Origin of the sequence: Robertmurraya massiliosenegalensis JC6 (assembly GCF_000311725.1) — a bacterium.
In the GTDB taxonomy this organism is placed as follows: Bacteria; Bacillota; Bacilli; order Bacillales; family Cytobacillaceae; genus Robertmurraya; species Robertmurraya massiliosenegalensis.
Genome location: NZ_HE978512.1, coordinates 40,731 through 62,119, shown reverse-complemented (window position 1 = coordinate 62,119; position 21,389 = coordinate 40,731). Strand labels below are relative to the sequence as shown.

At 35.1% G+C, this 21,389-nt stretch carries 25 protein-coding genes and 1 pseudogene; 20 read left to right on the top strand and 6 right to left on the bottom strand.

Going from position 1 to position 21,389, the window contains the following annotated elements:
• On the top strand, positions 1–384 hold a 384-nt coding region (locus BMSHG_RS06515; RefSeq protein WP_026073353.1), incomplete at its 5' end, for a hypothetical protein.
• Between the two features lie 297 nt (positions 385–681).
• Positions 682–1,416 carry an urease accessory protein UreH domain-containing protein gene (locus tag BMSHG_RS06510; RefSeq protein WP_026073352.1) on the top strand — a complete coding sequence of 245 codons (735 nt, stop codon included), beginning with the start codon at positions 682–684 and terminating at the stop codon, positions 1,414–1,416.
• Between the two features lie 42 nt (positions 1,417–1,458).
• On the opposite strand, the gene BMSHG_RS25850 is transcribed toward BMSHG_RS06510, so the two are convergent.
• Both BMSHG_RS25850 and BMSHG_RS25845 read right to left on the bottom strand, forming a co-directional pair.
• Positions 1,459–1,962 carry a plastocyanin/azurin family copper-binding protein gene (locus BMSHG_RS25850; protein ID WP_034658613.1) on the bottom strand — a complete coding sequence of 168 codons (504 nt, stop codon included), beginning with the start codon at positions 1,960–1,962 and terminating at the stop codon, positions 1,459–1,461.
• A 22-nt stretch (positions 1,963–1,984) separates the two neighbouring features.
• The gene (locus tag BMSHG_RS25845) at positions 1,985–2,398 is read right to left on the bottom strand and encodes a hypothetical protein (protein ID WP_148346873.1); all 414 of its coding nucleotides are present in this window, start codon (positions 2,396–2,398) and stop codon (positions 1,985–1,987) included.
• Between the two features lie 267 nt (positions 2,399–2,665).
• Between BMSHG_RS25845 and BMSHG_RS06500 the strand changes: the two genes are divergently transcribed.
• The 12 genes from BMSHG_RS06500 (at position 2,666) to BMSHG_RS28660 (ending at position 14,543) form a co-directional block, all read left to right on the top strand.
• A complete protein-coding gene (locus BMSHG_RS06500; RefSeq protein ID WP_019153629.1) occupies positions 2,666–4,840 on the top strand; it encodes a copper-translocating P-type ATPase in 2,175 nt (724 codons plus the stop codon).
• A gap of 96 nt (positions 4,841–4,936) precedes the next feature.
• Positions 4,937–5,563 (top strand): NAD(P)/FAD-dependent oxidoreductase, encoded by a 627-nt coding sequence (locus tag BMSHG_RS06495; protein WP_019153628.1) that lies wholly within the window; start codon positions 4,937–4,939, stop codon positions 5,561–5,563.
• A 312-nt stretch (positions 5,564–5,875) separates the two neighbouring features.
• Positions 5,876–6,514, top strand: coding sequence for a YdhK family protein (locus BMSHG_RS06485; RefSeq protein WP_019153626.1), 639 nt, complete (start codon positions 5,876–5,878; stop codon positions 6,512–6,514).
• Between the two features lie 223 nt (positions 6,515–6,737).
• On the top strand, positions 6,738–6,932 hold the full coding sequence (locus tag BMSHG_RS06480) for a DUF2933 domain-containing protein (protein WP_019153625.1): 195 nt from the start codon (positions 6,738–6,740) through the stop codon (positions 6,930–6,932).
• A gap of 300 nt (positions 6,933–7,232) precedes the next feature.
• Complete coding sequence (locus tag BMSHG_RS06475; protein WP_019153624.1) at positions 7,233–7,574, top strand: metal-sensitive transcriptional regulator; 342 nt, start codon at positions 7,233–7,235, stop codon at positions 7,572–7,574.
• Between the two features lie 15 nt (positions 7,575–7,589).
• A complete protein-coding gene (gene copZ / locus BMSHG_RS06470; protein ID WP_019153623.1) occupies positions 7,590–7,796 on the top strand; it encodes a copper chaperone CopZ in 207 nt (68 codons plus the stop codon).
• 83 nt (positions 7,797–7,879) lie between these two features.
• Positions 7,880–10,294 (top strand): heavy metal translocating P-type ATPase, encoded by a 2,415-nt coding sequence (locus BMSHG_RS06465; RefSeq protein ID WP_019153622.1) that lies wholly within the window; start codon positions 7,880–7,882, stop codon positions 10,292–10,294.
• 13 nt (positions 10,295–10,307) lie between these two features.
• Positions 10,308–10,436 (top strand): hypothetical protein, encoded by a 129-nt coding sequence (locus tag BMSHG_RS29240; protein ID WP_019153621.1) that lies wholly within the window; start codon positions 10,308–10,310, stop codon positions 10,434–10,436.
• 226 nt (positions 10,437–10,662) lie between these two features.
• Positions 10,663–11,904: a D-alanyl-D-alanine carboxypeptidase family protein gene (locus tag BMSHG_RS06455; RefSeq protein ID WP_019153620.1), complete on the top strand. Its 1,242-nt coding sequence runs from the start codon at positions 10,663–10,665 to the stop codon at positions 11,902–11,904.
• Between the two features lie 96 nt (positions 11,905–12,000).
• On the top strand, positions 12,001–12,627 hold the full coding sequence (locus BMSHG_RS06450; RefSeq protein WP_019153619.1) for a class I SAM-dependent methyltransferase: 627 nt from the start codon (positions 12,001–12,003) through the stop codon (positions 12,625–12,627).
• A 98-nt stretch (positions 12,628–12,725) separates the two neighbouring features.
• Positions 12,726–13,667 (top strand): F510_1955 family glycosylhydrolase, encoded by a 942-nt coding sequence (locus BMSHG_RS06445; protein ID WP_019153618.1) that lies wholly within the window; start codon positions 12,726–12,728, stop codon positions 13,665–13,667.
• A gap of 363 nt (positions 13,668–14,030) precedes the next feature.
• Entirely contained in the window at positions 14,031–14,543 is a 513-nt protein-coding gene (locus BMSHG_RS28660) for a CueP family metal-binding protein (RefSeq protein ID WP_173391057.1), read from the top strand.
• Positions 14,544–14,858: 315 nt separating this feature from the next.
• On the opposite strand, the gene BMSHG_RS29235 is transcribed toward BMSHG_RS28660, so the two are convergent.
• Together BMSHG_RS29235 and BMSHG_RS06425 are read right to left on the bottom strand one after the other, a co-directional pair.
• Positions 14,859–14,984 (bottom strand): hypothetical protein, encoded by a 126-nt coding sequence (locus BMSHG_RS29235; protein ID WP_019153615.1) that lies wholly within the window; start codon positions 14,982–14,984, stop codon positions 14,859–14,861.
• Between the two features lie 18 nt (positions 14,985–15,002).
• Complete coding sequence (locus BMSHG_RS06425; protein ID WP_019153614.1) at positions 15,003–15,257, bottom strand: hypothetical protein; 255 nt, start codon at positions 15,255–15,257, stop codon at positions 15,003–15,005.
• Between the two features lie 134 nt (positions 15,258–15,391).
• Between BMSHG_RS06425 and BMSHG_RS06420 the strand changes: the two genes are divergently transcribed.
• The 5 genes from BMSHG_RS06420 (at position 15,392) to BMSHG_RS06400 (ending at position 19,476) form a co-directional block, all read left to right on the top strand.
• A complete protein-coding gene (locus BMSHG_RS06420; RefSeq protein ID WP_019153613.1) occupies positions 15,392–16,099 on the top strand; it encodes a response regulator transcription factor in 708 nt (235 codons plus the stop codon).
• Positions 16,077–17,465: a sensor histidine kinase gene (locus BMSHG_RS06415; protein ID WP_019153612.1), complete on the top strand. Its 1,389-nt coding sequence runs from the start codon at positions 16,077–16,079 to the stop codon at positions 17,463–17,465. The genes BMSHG_RS06420 and BMSHG_RS06415 overlap by 23 nt, the downstream gene beginning before the upstream one ends.
• A 71-nt stretch (positions 17,466–17,536) precedes the next feature.
• Positions 17,537–18,046: a hypothetical protein gene (locus BMSHG_RS06410; RefSeq protein WP_019153611.1), complete on the top strand. Its 510-nt coding sequence runs from the start codon at positions 17,537–17,539 to the stop codon at positions 18,044–18,046.
• A gap of 281 nt (positions 18,047–18,327) precedes the next feature.
• The gene (locus BMSHG_RS06405; protein WP_019153610.1) at positions 18,328–19,218 is read left to right on the top strand and encodes a cation diffusion facilitator family transporter; all 891 of its coding nucleotides are present in this window, start codon (positions 18,328–18,330) and stop codon (positions 19,216–19,218) included.
• Positions 19,219–19,272: 54 nt separating this feature from the next.
• The gene (locus BMSHG_RS06400; protein ID WP_019153609.1) at positions 19,273–19,476 is read left to right on the top strand and encodes a hypothetical protein; all 204 of its coding nucleotides are present in this window, start codon (positions 19,273–19,275) and stop codon (positions 19,474–19,476) included.
• 135 nt (positions 19,477–19,611) lie between these two features.
• On the opposite strand, the gene BMSHG_RS06395 is transcribed toward BMSHG_RS06400, so the two are convergent.
• Both BMSHG_RS06395 and BMSHG_RS06390 read right to left on the bottom strand, forming a co-directional pair.
• The gene (locus BMSHG_RS06395) at positions 19,612–20,163 is read right to left on the bottom strand and encodes a TVP38/TMEM64 family protein (protein WP_019153608.1); all 552 of its coding nucleotides are present in this window, start codon (positions 20,161–20,163) and stop codon (positions 19,612–19,614) included.
• 9 nt (positions 20,164–20,172) lie between these two features.
• The gene (locus BMSHG_RS06390; RefSeq protein WP_019153607.1) at positions 20,173–20,847 is read right to left on the bottom strand and encodes a response regulator transcription factor; all 675 of its coding nucleotides are present in this window, start codon (positions 20,845–20,847) and stop codon (positions 20,173–20,175) included.
• Positions 20,848–21,015: 168 nt separating this feature from the next.
• Here BMSHG_RS06390 and BMSHG_RS28405 point away from each other — a divergent pair.
• Positions 21,016–21,389 (top strand): annotated as a pseudogene (locus BMSHG_RS28405) (DDE-type integrase/transposase/recombinase); the annotation flags it as partial.

Genomic DNA, 21,389 nt, shown 5'->3' with positions numbered 1-21,389 from the left:
TCTTTAGGTAATGAGGTGATAAAATTGTGTATTTCAAACCAATTCATTGAGCAACAGGTTTATGAAATTAGTGAAATGATTAAGGAGAATACATTGTATAAATTTGTTGGGGTAGAATTATCAGAAAATATTCAGGTTAGCAGTAGCGAGCAAAAAGAGGACAGTTTAACCTTGATTAATAAGGTAATTCTTGAAGATGAGAATAGTACCATTTATTATGTTGCTCCAAATCTAAATGGTTTAAGATTTGCTAAAAAGGAAATCACCTATAGAGAATACAAAAAACTACAAAAGCAGGAAACAAGAAATGCAATTTTTACTTTTCTTGGAATTTTAGTTGGTTTCGGCGTATTGATGGTATCAATGGTAAAATTTTTAGTATAACATTATTTGTTAGTTGATGATATGAACGGAGGGGACACTTCTAATCTATAGTGTCCCTTCCGTTCATTTTATAAGATAAATTCCTTAATTATAGTGTGAGAAAATTTGCGGATTACCAAGTTAATTAGCATTAAAATAATGTTTTTTATTCTGCACACTTTTTTCATAATTAAATAGTAGAATGAAATTTATTTAGATACTTCAATAAATTTGTATAATTAACAATGCGTTTAGACGCTTTGGTTAGCCATTGGAACAATAAAAAAGCTACAATTTTAAAAAACGAGGTCAGATCGAATGTATGAATTTTTTAGTCAACTAAGTAATATATTTACCCAGCCATTTTTGAATCTTGCGAGGAGTATGGAAGGTATTCCTATGCTGTTCGCTTTTTTATTAGGAATTGTTGGTGCATTAGCACCATGCCAATTTACAGCAAATTTAGGTGCTGTTATGGTTTACGGTAATAAATCTGTACAAAAACAATCAGCTTGGGGAGAGGTTATTTTTTTTATTATCGGAAAAATAGTTGTTTTTTCTATTATTGGGTTAATTGTATGGATTTTAGGGAGTGAGTTTAAATCGACTTTAACCCTCTATTTTCCTTGGTTTAGAAAAATAGTTGGACCTGTTTTAATTATCATCGGTCTTTTCATGCTTGGAGTTATTAAATTCCATCATATAATTTCATTTGGTAGCATACCTAAAAGATTTACGAAGAAAGGAAAATTGGGAGCATTCTTGATGGGTATGAGCTTCACGCTAGGATTTTGCCCTACAATGTTTATTTTATTTTTTGTGACTCTTATGCCAATGGCAATAACTGTTTCCTATGGAATTTTGCTCCCAGGTGTCTTTGCAATTGGAACATCATTACCCTTAATATTAGCTATTTTTCTAATTTGGTATTTTGGACTAAGTGGAAAGTTAATGAAAAAGAATGGTAGAAAGCTAGGTTTAATTGTTCAAAGGCTGGCAGGGGTAATAATTATCATATTGGGAATTCTAGATACAATTACTTATTGGGGATAAAACTAAATTATTCATGAATCTCTGAAACTTTTTCAGGGATACTCAAGTAACTATTATAAGCCCAACCATACCTTTTTCTTTGTGACCAGGAACAGTACAGTAAAATTCATATGTGCCGGCTTTAGTTGGGGTAAAAGACATTTCTGTTTGTTCTTCAGCAGAGGCATGTAGATGCAAGTCCTGATTTTTAATTGAGTGACCTTCATGCTTCTCAGAGATTTTATTTATTGTGGGAAAGTTTTTAATTTCCAGGTCATGCTCTATAGAATCACTGTTATTTAATGTAACAGATACACGTTGGCCTTTCTTTAACACAATTTTAGAAGGAATGTATGTAAATTGTAAGGTCTGAACATTTATACTAATTTCAACATGGTGGTATTCCTTCTGTAAAGTTTCTCTGTTGTGTGTTGAATGATTTTCTTGAAAGTATGTTTCTGATTTAGAGAAAATAATTCCTTTATCTATTTGACTACCTAGGACCAAATAAATTAGTAAAAAAAGAAAGGCTGAAAAGGGCTTGATGAGCCACTTCTTATTGTGCAATTGTGTATCTTTTTTAGAAGGATTAGCAAATGATGGGGAATAGAAATAATACACTTTCTGAGAAAGTAAGTAACAGGTTAATAACTATGAAAGATTCTTCTTGGGTTAACATATCACCAAGCATTGCCCCCATCATACCGCCCATTAGTCCACCCATAAATCCTTCAAGTAAAGGAAGAATTCCAAGAATGATCCCACAAGTAGTTCCTACGAGTACACCACCGACAATTGAATAGAGAGTCGAATAGAATAGGTTTCCCTGATAACTGGATCCTAATAAGACTCCAACTGTTAATCCAATATTTGTCCCTATTATCATTGATAGCATCATACCTGACATGTCTCTTAACCTGTTTTTATAGTAAAAACTTAAAATGGCAAATAGAAGAGATAGTAGTAATAGAGTAAAAAACACAAAGTAGTGGTAAAAGCTCAAACTAATCAACTCCCTATATTTCTTGATTTATCATATGTAATCTAAAGATAAGACATGCTAATAAATTTCTGCAATAAATTGCATGAGACTCACCTTTAGAAAAAAGAAATTAAAAGATTAGCTGAAATATAAACTGCACAAAAATTGCACTAAAATTTAACATAATATACATACCCTTATGGGGTATATTGTATTATAATAATGCAAAGGACAAATTAAGCATAAGCGCAATATTTTCGTAAATAATCTATAAAAGGAGTGAGAAAAGTGGGAAAGCAGGGTAAGGGTAATAATAGTCACAATCAGAAACAACATGTTCATCATCATAATCATAATAGGCATGAAACACATGAAACACATGAAACACATAAAACACATGAACACTATGTCCATAGTAATCACCATAATCACGGTATGCATGAGGGACATGTTCATAGAATAAAAGTTGAGCATACCCACCAACACGGCAATCATGAAGGGCATGGAGGAGGTCATTCGGGACATCACGAACACATGTTAGAGGATTTTAAGAAACGTTTTTGGGTTTCTTTAGTTCTAGCAATCCCTATTTCGTATTTATCACACATGATTCAAATGCTTTTTGGATATGAGATAAACTTTACGGGTGATACCTTATTAATATTCTTACTTTCAACTATAGTTTTTTTCTATGGTGGAAAACCATTTCTATTCGGTGCATGGAATGAGATTAAAGATAGAACACCTGGCATGATGCTATTAATTTCACTGGCTATAGTAACCGCTTATGTGTATAGCACTTTAACCGCCTTTTTTATCGAGGGAAGTGATTTTTTCTTTGAATTAGCTACATTAATAGTTATTATGCTTCTTGGTCACTGGATTGAAATGAAATCTGTTATGGGTGCTTCTAAAGCATTAGAAGAGTTAATCAAGTTAATGCCAAAGGAAGCCCACAAAATTGATGATTCGGGAAATATTGTGGAGGTATCGGTAGAGGATTTGTTACCGGGAGATATTATTCTTGTTAAATCTGGGGAAAAGATCCCGATTGATGGAGAAATAATTGAAGGTGATTCAACTGTTGATGAGTCAATGTTGACTGGTGAATCCGTTCCTGTTGAAAAAGGGCCGGGAATGGAAGCGATTGGTGGAGCCGTTAATGGGGAAGGTGTACTTAAGATTAAAGTGAGTAAAACAGGAAATGACACCTATCTATCACAGGTTATAAAATTAGTAAGTGATGCGGAAAAAACAAAATCGAAAGCACAAGGTTTTGCAGATATTGCTGCTAAATGGTTATTCTATGTTGCAATTGTTGTAGGAATTATTACGCTAGCTTATTGGTGGACAACTGGAGATTATGAATTTGCTCTAGAAAGAATGGTTACGGTCTTAATTATCGCTTGTCCACATGCTTTGGGCCTAGCAACACCATTGGTTACAGCGCGTTCAACATCCATAGCAGCTAAAAAAGGTCTGTTAATTCGTAACCGTATCGCATTTGAAGGCGCATATCAGTTAGACCGGATTGTGTTTGATAAAACTGGAACCTTAACGGAAGGAAATTTCGGTGTGACAGATGTTCAACCAAGTAAAGGTGTTAGTGAAGAAGAACTTTTAACCTTAGCCTACTCCGTTGAGACTCAATCTGACCATCCCATTGCCAAAGGAATAGTAAAAGCAGGAAAAGACCGCAATTTGAAACTTTATAAAGTTAAAGGTTTTCAAAACCTAACAGGAAAAGGCTTAACTGCTCAAATAAATGATGCAGAAATTTCAATTGTTAGTCCTGGTGCAATGAGGGCGAATAAAATTTCCTTCGATGAGAATACGTACGATAGACTCGCACAACAAGGGAAAACAGTGGTTTTTGTATTAAAAAATAATGTGTTACAAGGTATGATCGCTTTAGCAGATATTATAAGAGAATCCTCCTATAAAGTAATTAAAGAACTGAATGACAGAGGAATTGAAACTGTGATGATGACTGGAGATAACAGTCGAGTAGCAAATTATGTAGGTGAACAACTTGGACTATCACAAGTCATTGCAGAAGTTTTGCCACATGAAAAGTCAAATAACGTCAAAAAACTAAAACAAGGTGGGAAAAAAGTCGCAATGATAGGGGATGGGATTAATGATGCACCTGCCCTTGCCGAAGCAGATTTAGGAATTGCAATTGGTGCAGGAACCGACGTTGCAATTGAAACTGCGGACGTTGTACTTGTCAATAGCAGTCCAATAGATATTTTAAATATTATTAAACTTTCAAAAGCAAGTCGGAGAAAAATGATTCAAAACTTAGGCTGGGCTGCAGGATACAATATTATTGCTATTCCTTTAGCAGCAGGCGTCCTAAATAGCGTTGGTATTGTCATTACTCCAGCTATAGGGGCAGTTGTAATGTCCCTAAGTACCATTATTTGTGCCATTAATGCTCAACTGTTAAAAATTGACTAACAAAAGGCTTATATAAAGATTAAGAGAGTTTATAGGGCGATACCTTGTTCATTTAAGAAAATGGATGTATTAGAAAAATAAAAGGGGAATTAAAACGTGGAAAATCAAGATACGATGGTCAAACTAGCTATTAATGGAGGTATTGCGTTTGGCTCAAAATTGAATGCTAAACAACTTTGTGTCATAGCGGAACATATGAGTGACAATGACGAACTTGAATTAACAACATTCCAACAGCTTTATATAGAAATACCTGAAAGTCAAATGGAATTAGTTAAAGAAAAATTTAAACAAGTGGGGTTATCTGTATACCTAGTTGGCAATTACGTGAAAAGTTTAAGAACCTGTAATTTCTGCAAAGGAGAAGAAGAGGAAGGAATGCCTGTTGCAAAAGAGCTTAATAAACGAATAGCAGGGAAATCAGTACCTTTTACCCTTCGTCCAGCCTACACAGGATGTCCAGTAGGGTGTGGTGAACCTTTAGTGAATGATATTGGTGTTATGAAAGTAGGAGAGAAATATGATTTATATCTTGGGGGTAAAGCCAAAGGGAAGGATGCCCAAGTTGGAACTCTTTTAATGGAACAGCTTGCTCCTGAACAACTGTATGAAGTCGTCGACCATATAATTGAAATCTATACTGAACAAGGTAAGAAAAGGGAGCCGTTTTTTAAGTTTGTTAATCGAATTGGGCTAGAAGAGCTTAAACATCTGATAAATTAATAAATAATAATGATAAAAAAGGTATGCGGATAAGTGTCTGCATACCTTTTTAACATCTCAAACAAATATAGCCTTTTCAAAACACTAATAATAATAATAATAATAATAATAATAACTTCAATGATTTTTGGTAAACATTTATTATGATTAGGGTTCTTAAAAACAAACCATTGAAAAATTTTTTCTTTCATAGCTATCCTTTTTTAGGTGGTAGTCAGATGCGTACATATAAGCAACTTCAATAACTATAAATACACAATTTCTGCAAAACTTTAGGATAAACTACTTTATGAAAAGGAGGACGATAAAAAGATGATAAATTTCAAAAAACGGTTTTTATTAGGCTTACTTGCAGCATTAATATTAGTTCTTGGTGCCTGTGGAAACAATGAAAATACTAAATCAACAAATGAAGAGACAGAAAATGCAAATCAAGAAAATATGGATACTGAAAAAGAAAGCATGGACCATTCTAGTTCGGAGGAGGACATGGAAGGAATGGACCATAGTAATATGGATATGTCTAGCTCAGGTGAAGTACCTGAAGGTTTAAAAGAGGCTGAAAATCCAACCTATCCTGTTGGTAGCAAAGCGGTTATCCAATCTGACCACATGGAAGGAATGAAGGGTGCTGAGGCAACTATAGTCGGTGCATATGATACTACTGTTTATTCTATTTCATATACTCCAACAACTGGTGGAGAGAAAGTGACTAATCATAAGTGGGTCATTCATGAAGAGCTTATCGATGCTGGAGAAACACCTCTTGAACCAGGTGCAGAAGCGAAGACAGAGGCTTACCATATGGAAGGGATGGAAGATGCAACAGTTGTAATTGATTCTGCTGAGGAAACCACGGTCTATATGGTGGACTTCACGACAACGACTGGCGGTGAGGAAGTGAAAAATCATAAATGGGTAACAGAAAGTGAACTATCTCCTGTTAAATAAGTGTTTTGGTACTTAAAAGAGCTATTCCATTAAAGGAAAGCTCTTTTTATTTTGTTAGCTTGAAAGAGATTTTTTATATTTGCATTTGAATACAAAATTTATTTTCAATTTTAATCAACATAGATACAATAATTTGGTTGCAAATTCATTACAATAAATTCAAAACTCGATAAAATCTTCATATTTTTTTTGTATGATACAGAAAAAGATAGGAGTGATTTAATTGGAATGGTTACTTTTGTTGATATGTCCGTTAATGATGATTTTCATGATGAAGGGTCACAGTCATGGAGGGGGTCACGAGCATCATAATTCGTCAAAGGAATTAAATACTAAAATGACAAAGATTGAAGTAGAGAATGAAAGACTTCAAAGAGAAATAGATTCCCTCTCTACCATGATAAAAAAAGAATCATAAATAAAAATCCAGCCATGTTAAAGGTACGGCGGAGTTTATGTATTTTATAATTTGATTTTCAAAACAGTAGACATGACTTGAAATTTTGAAATATTTTTCAGGGAAATGTCTCAAACTATAAGAAAAATAGGTATTTATGTATTTAGAAATTGCTTTTAAAAGTGAAGTATTTTATTCGATAGATGTAGCATAGAAAATTCACCTAAATAAATCTTCACAAAATTATCAAACTTTTTATTAAATGTCACTTTATATAGGGTACAAGGGTATACTATAATACAATCAAGGAGGGGAACTAAAATGGCAACCGAATTAACTAATAGTCCGGCAGCTGAGGTACCATGTTGTTCGTTATCAGGTGAAAAGAAAAGTTATCATTCTGAGAATGTAAAAAAGAATCAAGTGTCTCGGCTCAACCGGATTGAAGGTCAAATTCGGGGCATAAAAGGACTAATTGAAAAAAATACTTACTGTGATGATGTTATTACCCAGATTTCTGCCAGTCAAGCAGCATTAAATGGTGTCGCAAAAATTCTGCTTGATGCTCATTTAAGAGAATGTGTAGTTGACAGAATTCAAGAAGGCGACATGGAAGTTTTAGATGAGGTTCTAATAACGATTCAAAAATTAATGAAAAAATAAAAGGAGTCGATATAAATGGAAAAAGTAACTCTTAAGGTGCAAGGAATGTCTTGTGGTCATTGTGTACAATCAGTGGAAGGTAGCGTTGGAAAGCTTGATGGAGTTTCCGAAGTAAAAGTTCATTTAGAAAACGGAACTGTAGATGTAGAATTTGATTCTAACAAGGTAACTTTAGAATCCATTAAGACAACTATTGATGATCAAGGCTATGATGTAAATTAATAAGGCTAAGTGGTACGTGCTAATTTAAGCACGTTCCTCTTTTATAATAAAATATACCCTGTGTAGGTATGAGGTGTTGAAAAATGAGTGGAAAAACGATAGAAAACCAATTTCAAGTAACTGGCATGACCTGTGCCGCATGTGCAACAAGAATTGAAAAAGGGTTAAATAAAATGGATGGTGTACAAGAGGCAAATGTGAATCTTGCGCTGGAAAAAGCGATGGTCAAATTTGATTCAGATGTAATGGGCCCTACGGATATTCAGAAAAAAATAAGGGATTTAGGGTACGATGTGGTTACAGAAAAGAAAGAACTAGTCCTAACTGGAATGACATGCGCGGCATGTGCAACAAGAATTGAAAAGGGCCTTAATAAGTTAGAAGGGATAGTTCAAGCAAATGTGAACTTAGCTCTCGAGAAAGCATCAGTAGAATATAATCCTTCTGTTGTTTCTCCTAAAGAGATGATTCAAAAAGTTGAGGACCTAGGCTATGGTGCTATGGTAAAAAGTGATGAAAATGAAAAAGAAACAGTTGACCATCGCCAAAAAGAAATCGAGAAACAGCAAGGGAAATTTATTTTTTCAGCCATCTTATCATTGCCACTTCTTTGGGCAATGTTTGGTCATTTTAGTTTTACATCTTCCCTTTACGTTCCTGAAGCGCTTATGAATCCTTGGGTCCAAATGGCATTAGCAACACCCGTACAATTCTTTATTGGTAAACAATTTTATGTAGGAGCATACAAAGCTTTAAAAAATAAAAGTGCCAATATGGATGTCCTAGTTGCCTTAGGAACATCAGCCGCCTATTTTTATAGTGTCTATTTGGCCATACAAACGATTGGAAGCAATGCTCATTCGGTGGGGCTTTACTTTGAAACGAGTGCTGTACTAATTACGTTAATCATTCTTGGAAAACTTTTTGAGGCTAGAGCAAAAGGGAAATCGTCTGAAGCAATAAAAAAACTAATGGGTTTACAGGCAAAAACAGCGACCGTTCTTCGCGATGGTGTAGAAGAAACAATTCCATTAGAAGAAGTAGTTAGTGGTGATGTTCTGTTAATTAAACCGGGCGAAAAAATTCCTGTTGACGGACTTGTCTTAGAGGGCAGCTCAGCAATTGATGAATCGATGCTAACAGGGGAGAGTGTTCCAGTAGATAAATCGGTAGGAGATACAGTCATTGGAGCTACCCTTAACAAGAATGGTTTTATTAAGATCGAAGCAACAAAGGTAGGAAAAGAAACGGCTTTAGCTCAAATTATTAAAGTAGTGGAAGAGGCACAAGGGTCAAAAGCTCCTATTCAGCGCATGGCTGACTCAATTTCTGGGATATTTGTTCCAATCGTGGTAGGAATTGCGGTTATTACATTTCTAATTTGGTATATCTGGGTAGATCCAGGCAACTTTGCTGAAGCCCTAGAAAAATTAATTGCCGTTCTTGTTATTGCTTGTCCATGTGCATTGGGATTAGCAACACCAACATCTATAATGGCCGGTTCAGGTCGTGCTGCTGAGTACGGAATCCTTTTTAAAGGCGGAGAGCATCTCGAGAAAACTCATAGTGTGAATACAGTTATACTAGATAAAACTGGTACGATTACAAATGGAGCTCCTGTTCTTACAGATATCATTACTGTTCAAGATGAAGTAGAATTTTTATCGTTAGTTGGTTCTGCAGAAAAGCAATCTGAACATCCATTAGCTCAGGCAATTGTAGAAGGCATTAAGGACAAATCAATTGATTTGAAGGATGTTGCTGAGTTTGAAAACATCCCTGGATACGGAATTAAAGCTATGGTGGATGGAAAAACAGTATTAGTTGGAACTCGCCGTCTTATGAAGCAGCATAATGTGGACGTGGAGGATGTCCTAGGGGAAATGGAAGACCTCGAAAAACAAGGGAAAACGGCTATGTTAGCTGCCATTGACGGTTCATACGTAGGTCTAGTAGCTGTTGCAGATACTATTAAGGAAACCTCAACAGAGGCCATCAAACGTATGAAAGAAATGGGACTTCAAGTTATCATGATTACTGGTGACAACAAGCAAACTGCTGAGGCAATAGCCAAACAAGCTGGAGTTGATCATGTAATCGCTGAGGTTTTACCGGAAGGAAAAGCAGAAGAAGTTAAGAAACTTCAGGCAGAGGGTAAAATTGTTGCCATGGTTGGAGATGGAATTAACGATGCACCTGCACTTGCTACTGCTGATATTGGTATGGCGATTGGAACAGGAACCGATGTTGCAATGGAAGCAGCTGATATAACCTTGATTCGTGGAGACCTAAACAGTATTCCTGATTCTATTTTAATGAGCCATAAAACGATGAGAAACATTAAGCAAAACCTATTCTGGGCTCTTGCTTATAATACGATTGGTATTCCGATTGCGGCAGTCGGGTTCCTGGCTCCATGGCTTGCAGGTGCTGCTATGGCTTTTAGCTCCGTATCTGTGGTGCTAAATGCGTTACGTCTACAAAAAGTAAAATTATAGGGGGATATGTCATATGAAAAAATGGATTCTTTCTGCAAGCGTTTATTTGTTTGTAGTACTAGGAGCATATTATGCTATAACATCCGTGGCAAGTCCTGCTGATAATCCTAACCATTCTAATACGGAGCAACATGATAATTAGATTTATGATTTTTGAGATATCCTATAAAAGGCTCTAGTTAACGTCAATGACCTCTATTATGTAAGATAGAGGTCATTTTTTGGAAATAAAGCAATTTTAGGTGAGCAATCTCAAAAGGAACAACTACTCCGATAATTTTATTTCTTACTTTCAATCTGCATACTTTCTTCATATTTATATTTTATGATACATGGGGATTTTGATTTTAAACATGGGGTAAGAATTAATGAATAAAAAGTATAAGAATAAATTAGGAACTTTAGGATTTTCAAAGAATAATCTTAACTTCGATCAAATAGCAAAAAAAACACTGAGTATTTTTATAATCCCAATACTTCTCAATTTAGCTATTCAATCTAATACATTTGCTGATAAACCGAATGAAGATCCAAAAATACTAAGTGAAGCAGCCATCTTAATTGAAGAGAGCAGTGGTAGAGTTCTATACGAAAAGAACGCTGACCATTTAATGTACCCGGCTAGCTTAACAAAGGTCGCAACAGCTATATATGCAATAGAAAAAGGAAACCTCGAAGATTTAGTTACAGTTAGTGAAAGGGCCAGACAAGTGGATGGCACTAGAGTTTATTTAGAAGTAGGGGAGAAAGTTTCTTTAAGAAAACTAATCCAAGGATTGCTCATTAACTCAGGAAATGATGCAGGAGTTGCTATTGCAGAGTACTTGGATGGGTCTGAGGAAGAATTTGCAGCTAGTCTAAATGCTTATTTACAGGGAATTGGATTGAATCGTACTCATTTTGTAAATCCACATGGGTTGTTTAATCCCAACCATACGACTACGGCAAGAGATTTAGCTATTATGACTCAATATTCGATGAAAAACGCTGACTTCCGTGAGATTTTTGGGATAAGAGATTTAAAATGGGATGGAGAGGTATGGGATACCACAATTTACAATCATCATAAATTGATGCGAGAGCGACCATATGAGGGGATTACTGGAGGGAAAACTGGGTATGTTGACGAATCAAAACATACTTTAATAACTACTGCAAAAAGGGGAAATATGTCTGTAATTGCTGTTGTTTTAAAGGGGCAGTCACAAGATATTATTTATAATGATACAGTCGAACTACTTGACTATGCTTTTAACAATTTTGAACTAGTTGCTATTCCAAAGGGAAAAGAATATTCTCTAAATGGTAAAAAGTTTATTACAAATGAAATGTATTCTTTTCCCATTACTAATAATGAAGAAATCACAGAGGAAATCACTAAAGAAGGTCTTCTTGAAATTAAAAACCAATTCCAAGAAAAAATTGTTACATTCCCCATTAGGGAAATGAAAACTCCTGAAATAAAAAAAGAAAAACAAATGACAGAAGAAAAAGCTGGAAATTTTGGCTCTTTAAACTCTGTTACCTTTATTGTTGTTATAGGAATTGTCAGCTCTTTTATCTTCCTCAGAATTAAGAAAAAGAGAATTCGTCTAAGGAAGTTCTGGTAGAACAATCTATAGAAGGATAAATGTTGAGCATGCCATTTTTTTGATTACTTTCAGGTAAAGAACTTTTATAACGGGCTAGAGAACTGGATGTGATTTTTGAGGGTGAATACAAGTGAAGTAATAAAAAGACGTTATAACCGTATTTCTAGCATTTATGAGGTTATGGATAAAATGATAAAAGATACATGGAGACTCAATTTACTTTCTCAAGTTTCGGGGGAAGTTCTAGAAGTAGGAATTGGGACAGGTACTAATCTTCTTTATTATCCGAAGCATATTCATTCACTAACTGGTGTGGATTTTAGTAGTGGAATGCTTAACCATGCAAATGAAAAGGTGAAAAGGGGAAATTTCCCATATCCTATTGAGTTGATTGACGCAGACATTCAGAACTTGCCCTTTCCAGATAACACTTTTGATTCTATTGTTTCGACATGTGTTTTTTGCTCAGTTCCGGATCCAATAAAAGGTCTGAAGGAAATACGTAGAGTTTGTAAACCAACAGGAAAAATCTATATGTTAGAACATATGAGAAGTGAGAATAAAATAATAGGGTTGACAATGAATGTTTTAAACCCGTTAACTGTAAGGCTGTGGGGGGCGAATATTAATAGAGAAACTTTAAGAAACATAGAGACTTCAGAAATTAGAATTGATAATAGTATATCCTTAATGGGTTCGATTTTTAGACAGTTAATATTGAGTCCAAATAAAAATAAATAGGGAAACTCCACATAATATGCTTTCTTAATGTAAACTGAATTTGTATATTAAATTTGGAATCAGCTAGAACCAATACAACATGCTAGAGGGAGAACAAAATGAAGATACAATTAAAAATATTTACTGGAATAATATCAGCAGGGTTACTTTTGTCTGCTTGCAGTTCTGATAGTGATGACAATACCAATGAAACTGTTGAAGACGGTTATAAAGTAGAACATATTCACGGACTTGCTTATACAAAAAATGATTCCATATATATGGCTTCTCATGAAGGAATGATTCAGACTAAAGATCAAGGGGAAAATTGGTTTTATACAGGAAATAATGATTTTGATTTTATGGGATTTCATGTACAGTCTGACGGGACCATGCTCACAAGCGGTCATCCTGGACCCGATTCTGATCTTCCTAATCCTCTTGGTTTAATGGAGAGTATAGATAATGGGGATAATTGGGAATCTAAATCTTTACTTGGAGAAGTGGATTTCCATGTATTAACTTCAAACGATACAAATCCTAATTTATTATTTGGCGTTATTCAAATGGAAAGTGGCAATTATGAACCCGGAATTTACAAGAGTATCAACAAAGGTGAAAAATGGGAAAAAATAGATTCTACTGGGTTGCCTAAAGATTTGCATGGGATTTATTCACTCGTTTCACTTTCAAATGATGAAAATGTATTGATTGCAGGTACGAATGAAGGTGTATTGCGTTCAGATGATGGGGGGAAAACATGGGATAGTATCGATAGTACACGTTTAATTACAGCTTTGAGCACTATTCCAGACACTAGTGATTTAATTAGCTACTCTATATTAGAAAATGATGCTGGGATTATGATCAGCAATGATAATGGAGATAATTGGGAAAAATTAGGTCTCAACCTTGGACAAGATGCTGTTGCCTACATTGCTATTCATCCAGAGAAAACAGAAAAGTTAGCAGTGGTTACATTTGAAAATACCCTTCTCATCAGTGAAGATGGCGGTCAGAATTGGGAAACATTAATGGATAAAGGAACATTAAAAAACTAAGAGTATTAAGCATGGGAGAGTACTTCCGATGCTTTTTAATCTTCTTACTGAAATAAATGCTGCTGTTGGAAGTTCAACTGCTACTTGTATTGAAGGTGACTGACAAATGCCAACTAAAAAGGAGTAGGTTACTCCTTTTAAATTTCTCTTTCGACTTTAGAGTCATCTGTCTAATTTAAATGGGAGTTCTTGATACGATCACCGAGAAGGGATAAAGAAATCCAGCATTCTGTTTTTGAAAAGTCTCTTTCTCATAGAAATGAAAAATAAAATGCAGAAAATCTGCACACTTTCTGAGTATATTAATCATTGATTATGAAAGGAGGATTACATAAAGTGCTAAGAAAGAGCAGAAAAAAATTCATGTTACCTATATTTATTGGTTTATCATTGCTATTAGGGGCATGTTCAAACGATAATGATGGAACACAACCAGCAAAAACGGAAAACATTAAGGAACTGGTGCAAGATTATAGTGTAGGCAATATAAAAAATAAGTCCGCCTCAATTACGTCAAAACAACTCATTGTAACCGACAGCGATGAAAGTGAGTTAACTTATGACTTACCTGAGGATGACTTCTTTGTTTCTATTGCTCCTTACGTCAATGAAACCCATCCCTGAACTAACCATAGCTTGACAGGTTGTCAAGGAGAATTGTCGGAAAAAGAGTTTGACGTATATATTGAAGACATGGAAAGAAACGTAACTTTGGATGAAACATTAAAATCTCAATCTAATGGATTCATTGATTTATGGCTACCACGAGATAAAACCTACCGTATAACGATTACTCACGACGGAAAAAGGGTAGAGTCAGAGGTTTCTACCTTCGAAAGCGATGGCACTTGTATTACAACTATGCAGTTAAAATAATACAATATCACCTAAGCAGTTGTGAATTTGTGTGATTATAAAAAAGAGGAATTTCGAAATAGGAATTTGATGTCGGAATGACTGTCCTAGACATTCCATCACTGAACAGCATAATGAAAAAGACGATGCGCTTCCATATCAAATTGTGAAGTGCATCGTTTTTTTGTATTTATATCGGAAGGTCCCCTTATCAAGCTTTATAGCTAAGGAGATCTACATAAAAGTAGAAGACTATTTCTATTAATAAATGATTGGTGAGAACAAACCCTTCACCACGTTGAACCGTGAAAATTCACTTAAATTTCCCTTTTACAATTACAGTTTTGTATTTTTTATTGCAATTTTGACCGCAAAGTATACAACGATTCCATTTACGAGAAGGTTGAGCACCCATCCTAGAAGTCCAAATCCCATCATTCCTATCCCATGACCACCCATCATTTGGAATCACCTCTTAATTTAGAATTGATTCATCATATTTTTTGCGTTTTCACTATTATAGTTTTCCATCATTCCGCCTTCTCCGTGGCAGGCATCAAACATCTCTTTCTGTTCCTTTTTTGTTAAATCTGGATGCATTTCTTCAATCTGGGGTTGCATCTGATCAAAATTTAACCACCCCTCTCCTTCACCATTCGATTGGGCAAAGGTTAATGTCCCAGCACCTAAAATAAACGCACTGCTTAAAATTCCAACTAGTAATTTCTTTTTCATTTTTATTCATCTCCTTTCTTGATTCCATCATAACTTTAGCTAATGGAGATCTTATGGAGAACTTATGTGGAAGTTGTGAAGATTTCTTTTTCCGTTTTAGAAGATGCTAAAATACGTACAAGGAGTGGTTCGACGTGACGAAAATTCTAATGGTTGATGACGAAGAAGTGATCTTAGAAGTTTTAGAAGCTTATTTTGAAAAAGAGGGATGGAATATCATCTCTGCTTCAAATGGAATAGATGCACTCAAAAGAGCAAAGGAACATAATCCGGATATGATTATTTTAGATTTGATGTTGCCCGATATATCTGGAGAAGAGGTTTGCAGGTTGATAAGAAAAGAAAGCGATATTCCTATCATCATGCTGACAGCAAAATCAGCAGAAGAAGACCTAATAAATGGGATTGTGATTGGTGCAGATGATTATGTAACCAAACCGTTCAGTCCTAGAGAAGTGGTTGTAAGAGTAAAAGCACTATTGAGGAGGACAAAGAAACCTACAAATCATCTCGCTTTCAATGACCGGATTCTGATAATTGATGCATTGAAAAGAGAAGTGCTACTAAACGGTCAAACGCTTGCGTTGACACCGATTGAATATAAGCTTCTTTTCACAATGGCAAGTTTTCCAGGCCGTGTATACAGTAGGACAGATTTATTAGAAAAAGTACAGGACGATGGTGTCTATTTTGAGGGCTATGAACGAAGCATAGATACTCATATCAAAAATTTGCGAAAGAAGATTGAAGATGACTCCCGACATCCTGAATACATTTTGACTGTTTTTGGTATGGGCTATAAGTTTGGAGGAAAGCCAGATGCACCGAACATTACGTTCTAGAATTTTATCTTACTTCCTAGTTGTTTCACTTTGTGGAATTTTACTCTCAAGTTTTTCAATCTTATGGGGATTTGAGGATCACTTTACAGATTACTTAAGAAAGAACCGGGAGCAAGACATTAGTCTTTTACAAGATGAGGTAATAAGTGAGTATACAGAATCGGGAAGTCTTTTAGATGATGAAATAATGGGTTTACTACATGAGCAGGCCATGACAGAGAATTTATTTTATCAGATTTACGATGAAGATGGAGAACTGTTAGCTAATACTAAGATGATGCTCGGAATGATGGAAAGCATGGGAAAGCAATCTGATTCCCTTTCGAATAGTGTCGAGTATCTATCTTTCACTTACGATTTATCAATAGAGCAGCAATTTATTGGAAGCATAAAAGTTTATTATCCTGACAGTTTTCTTGATGAGGATTTTTCATTTCTCAATTCAATCAAGAAAAATATCTATATAGGAGCTCTTATTACTATTATCCTATCGTTCGTATTTAGTATCTTGTTTTCTAAGCGATTGACTACTAGCTTCGATAAGCTATCTAAAGCCATTCAGGCCATACAAAAACATAAGTGGAACACTAGAGTAACTCTCGATAAGCTGTCAAAAGAGATGCAACCGTTAGCAGATTCCTTTAATAATCTTGCAGAAGCACTTTCTAAAGAGGAGACACTCAGAAAACAATTTACTGCAGATCTTGCACATGAACTCCGAACACCTCTAGCTACATTGAGGAGTCAAATTGAGGCGTATCAAGATGGAATTTGGGAACCCACTCCTGTGAGGCTTCAGCAGAGCCATGATGAATTAATGCGGTTAGTTCGTCTAGTAAATGAATTAGAAAAACTTTTAGCAGCCGAGAATCCTCAAATTAAATTACAGAAGGTAGACGTAGAAGCTACTAGTATTCTCAATTTAATAAAAACGCAGTTTGAACCATCCTTTATCGATAAAGGGGTTAATCTTACAGTTATTAAACCAGAAAGAGAATATTGGTTTCAAGCTGATCGTGATCGTGTCATTCAAATATTAACAAACATAGTAAATAACGCTCTCCAATACACTCATGCAGGAAAAAATGTAGTGATTTCCATAGTGGAGATAGAGAGTTTAATTGGATTTTCTGTAAAGGATGAAGGAATAGGAATACGGGGGGAAGATCTACCGTATCTATTTGAAAGGTTCTACCGGGGTGATAAATCCCGAGATAGAAAGACGGGTGGAATCGGAATTGGACTTTCTATTGTGAAAGCACTTGTTGATGCCCACCAAGGAGAAATTGAGATAGAGAGTGAGTTAAATGTTGGGACCACAGTGAACGTTTATTTCTCAACTCATGTTAGCCGTCGCCAATCTTGATTAAGGCTAGGACAATGAACCATTCCCATTTTAGTGCATAGTCTGATAAAAGACAGTAAGGGGGAATAGTAATGACTTTACCTGCGGTAGATCTGGGAATTATTGCTGAACATTTGAGCACCCACGAGGGCGTAATTAATAAATTAAAAATGTACTATCGATCAGCAAGTAATCCTGTTTTGCAAAATTTGCTTAAACTAAATATTAATGTATTGAGAAATCACGTAGTTGCCATGCTAGCTCTTATTGATCCAGAACGGAACAAAGTGGTCGATTTGCCAGATATGGAAAGTTCTCTTTCTAATATGGGAGCTGGCAGACTATCTGAATTTGATAAGGACATAGCCCTAGAGGCAAGGGCCACCGCAAAATTGATGGGAAGCGATAACTTTAATTCCGCGCTTATGATGAAAGATTCCAATGTGAAAAATGTCCATCTGCAAATGTCTTATCAAGACATTACCATGCAGATGATGTATAACACCCTTATAAAAGAGATGAATGGAGAATTTGTTCCCAGAGTTAGTAAAGAAATGCAAATGCAGACATTGCAAAAGTATTTTCATGTCCAAAATGAGTGACTAGGGATTGTATACAAAAGCTTGTATATGCATCTTTCTACAAGTATAACTACAACAGAAGAGAATTATTAGTATGATCCTCTAAAGGTAGACAGATTAAAGAATAGAAGTCTGTTACCTAAAGGGGATTACTTTTTATGCAAATGATTAGAGAGTTTTTCCTATAGGCAACTTACTTGAAAATCACTTACTAATATAAACCAATACAAAAAGGTTGCTCTAGACCCATCCGTATTTTTAGTTATATCATATTCATTGTGCTTAATGGGGGGACAAGTAGTATGGTAGAGCAAAAATATAAAGATCTTAAATTAGGAGAACGTGGGGCAATCATTAGTATTATTGCTTACATATGTCTTTCTATCATTAAATTAGTTATAGGATATATGAGTGACTCAGCTGCTTTAAGAGCAGATGGTCTAAACAATTCAACCGATATCATAGCATCTATTGCCGTACTTATCGGACTTAAACTTTCACAAAGACCAGCTGATAAAGATCATGGTTATGGACATTGGAAAAGTGAAACAATTGCATCAATGGTCGCTTCTTTTATTATGGTAGCAGTGGGACTACAAGTGTTGACTGATGCTATCATCTCTATATTTCAAGGAGAAAAAGAGGCACCCGATATAATGGCAGTATATGCAGGTGTTTTTTCAAGTATAGTCATGTATTTTGTTTATCGTTATAACAAAATATTAGCTATTAAAATTAATAGCAAAGCCGTTATGGCAGCAGCACAAGATAACATTTCAGATGCATGGGTGAGTATAGGTACAGCAGTAGGGATATTAGGCTCTCAATTAAATATGCCTTGGCTAGATACCGTAACTGCTATTATTGTAGGACTATTAATCTGTAAAACAGCTTGGGATATCTTTAAACAAGCTTCTCATGATCTTTCAGATGGGTTTGATGAAAGAAAACTTCAACTCTATCAGGAAGTAATTGAAAAAGTCGGTGGAGTTAAAGGAATAAAAGAAATTAAAGGGAGAAACTACGGGAATAACGAGGTAATAGATGTTGTGATTCTTGTTAATTCGACGCTAGATATTACAGAGGCACATGACATAGCTACTCATGTTGAAAAAGTCATGATGAAAGAATATGGAGTATACGATGTACACGTCCATGTAGAGCCTAATAAAATTCTTTTTAAAATTGAATAAGAAATAGCAACAGTACTAAATTATGATAATAATAAAATAAAAGGGGATGCTGAAATGGTTATACAATCAAATATGTCTCCAGAAAGAATTATTAATGCCTGGGGTGAAACGGCAGTTGTTTTCAAAAAGTATATCTTGCCGATGCATTCAAAACAATCATTAGAAACCTTAGTTGGAAATGAACTCTTAGTTTCATTGCTTCAAGAATTGAACTCGGTTGTCGGCAGTTCCTCTGTAACATGCATAGAAGGTGGTTGAAAATTGCCATCTCAAAAGGGGTAGGCTACTCCTTTGTTTTTGTCTATAGAAAAAGGGTTACTTGAAAAATGCTCAGAATTTATCTGAGCATTTGTTAATAATTATGCTTGTAGTATTTTGTCAGGGTACTTAATACTACTTATTGAAGGAAGGCTTCAAAATTAGGTAGATTAAAAATGCAAACAATACTACTAATACTATCAAAATTTGTAATTCTCTCCCAAGGTTAAGAAAATATGTAACAGAATAGGCCTCAGTTATAATGGCTGGGATTTTCCCGAATGTACTAGCGATTATGAAAGGAAACGTCCCGATTTTACTAAATGCTGCTACAAGAGTAACAATGCCGGACGGAATAAACGGAAGTATTCTTAAAAGAATCACCAACAAAAAAGGCTGAACCCCATCTGAATCTTTTAATTTTCTCAAAAATTTATTATCTATTTTACTAAATTTAGAATAGGAGGATAATTTATGAAGTCCCCTTCTATAGAGGGTAAAGCTTATAATTGCACCAGCAGCTTCTCCAAGAATTAATATAATAACTCCTAAGTTAAAACCAAGAATACTAATTGTTCCAATTGTTATAAAGGTACTTGGGAATATGCCAGCAATAGCAACAGCAATATTTAGTAAGATACTTATTAAGCTAGCTATGAGTGGATTTTCTGGAAATAATTCTAACATATATTTAGGTTATTCCTTGCTAGTCCATTTGTAGCCAACACCCCAGACAGTTTGTAAAAATTCCTCTGCAGGAAAATCTGACTTTCGAAGCTTATCCCGTAAATTTCTAACATGGGAGTCGATGGTACGATCTTCAGTGGAGACTTCATAGCCCCAAATGTTTGTAATTAAATGTTCTCTCGTAAATACTTTGTTTGGGTTGCTAAGAAAGAGATTCATCATGGAAAATTCTTTAGGTGTTAATGGAACATTTTGTTCATTGTATTGAAGCTGATGCGAATCATTGTCTAAAACTAAGCCATGAAAAAATACCTTGTTTGAGTTGCTGGTTTGCCTTCTTAACACAGCTTCGATTCTAGCAATCAGTTCTTCTTCATCAAAAGGTTTTGAAATATAATCATCTGATCCGTATTTTAACCCTTTTACGATATCTGTCTTTTCACTCATAGCAGTTAGCATAATGATAGGGGTATCCCAATGTTTACGAATTTCCTGGCATACTTGCCATCCATCCATTTCGGGCATCATGATATCTAGTAATATAAGATCCACAGAGTTTGATTCCAGATATCTCAGTGCATCCAAGGGGGATTCCTTTTTAATACAGTTATACATTGGAGATAAATACAAGGATAATAAATCAAGCATCATGGTCTCATCATCAATTAGTAAAATTGTCTTCATGGTTTACTCCCCTTTAAAGATAACGTATTGTCAAAACTTTTATAAGAAATAGGCTATAAAATACCTTGTTGGAGGGCTTTATAAGCAAAAAAATTGCCACCCCCTGAAATTTAGGTAATAGTGAGGTTACCACACGACACTAGAATCCTAAATAAAGGAAGTGACAATTTGTACCCTCAAATTATAACCTATTTATTATCTTTTAGAAACTTTCAAGAACAATTAATTCGAACATTACTTACCCTATTAATCGGTAAAAGTATGTTTGATAAGCCAACAGAACAGCCGGTGAATAAACCTTATCAAAAACTCCAGGTAGATGATCTTCCAATCATTGAAGTGCCAGAAAAGCTTGATTATCAAGTCCTTCTCGCTGAGTACATAAAGAAGAAAGGTAAGCCTCTTAAACCTGTTCAAAGGCGTAAGAGTTCAAAAGTTACAGTACCTAAATCTATGTTCTGTCCAAAGTGTGGTGCTCCATCAGATTACTTGTATGCCAACAATGGAGACAAAGGTCAGTATCAATGCAAAGTCTGTACTTG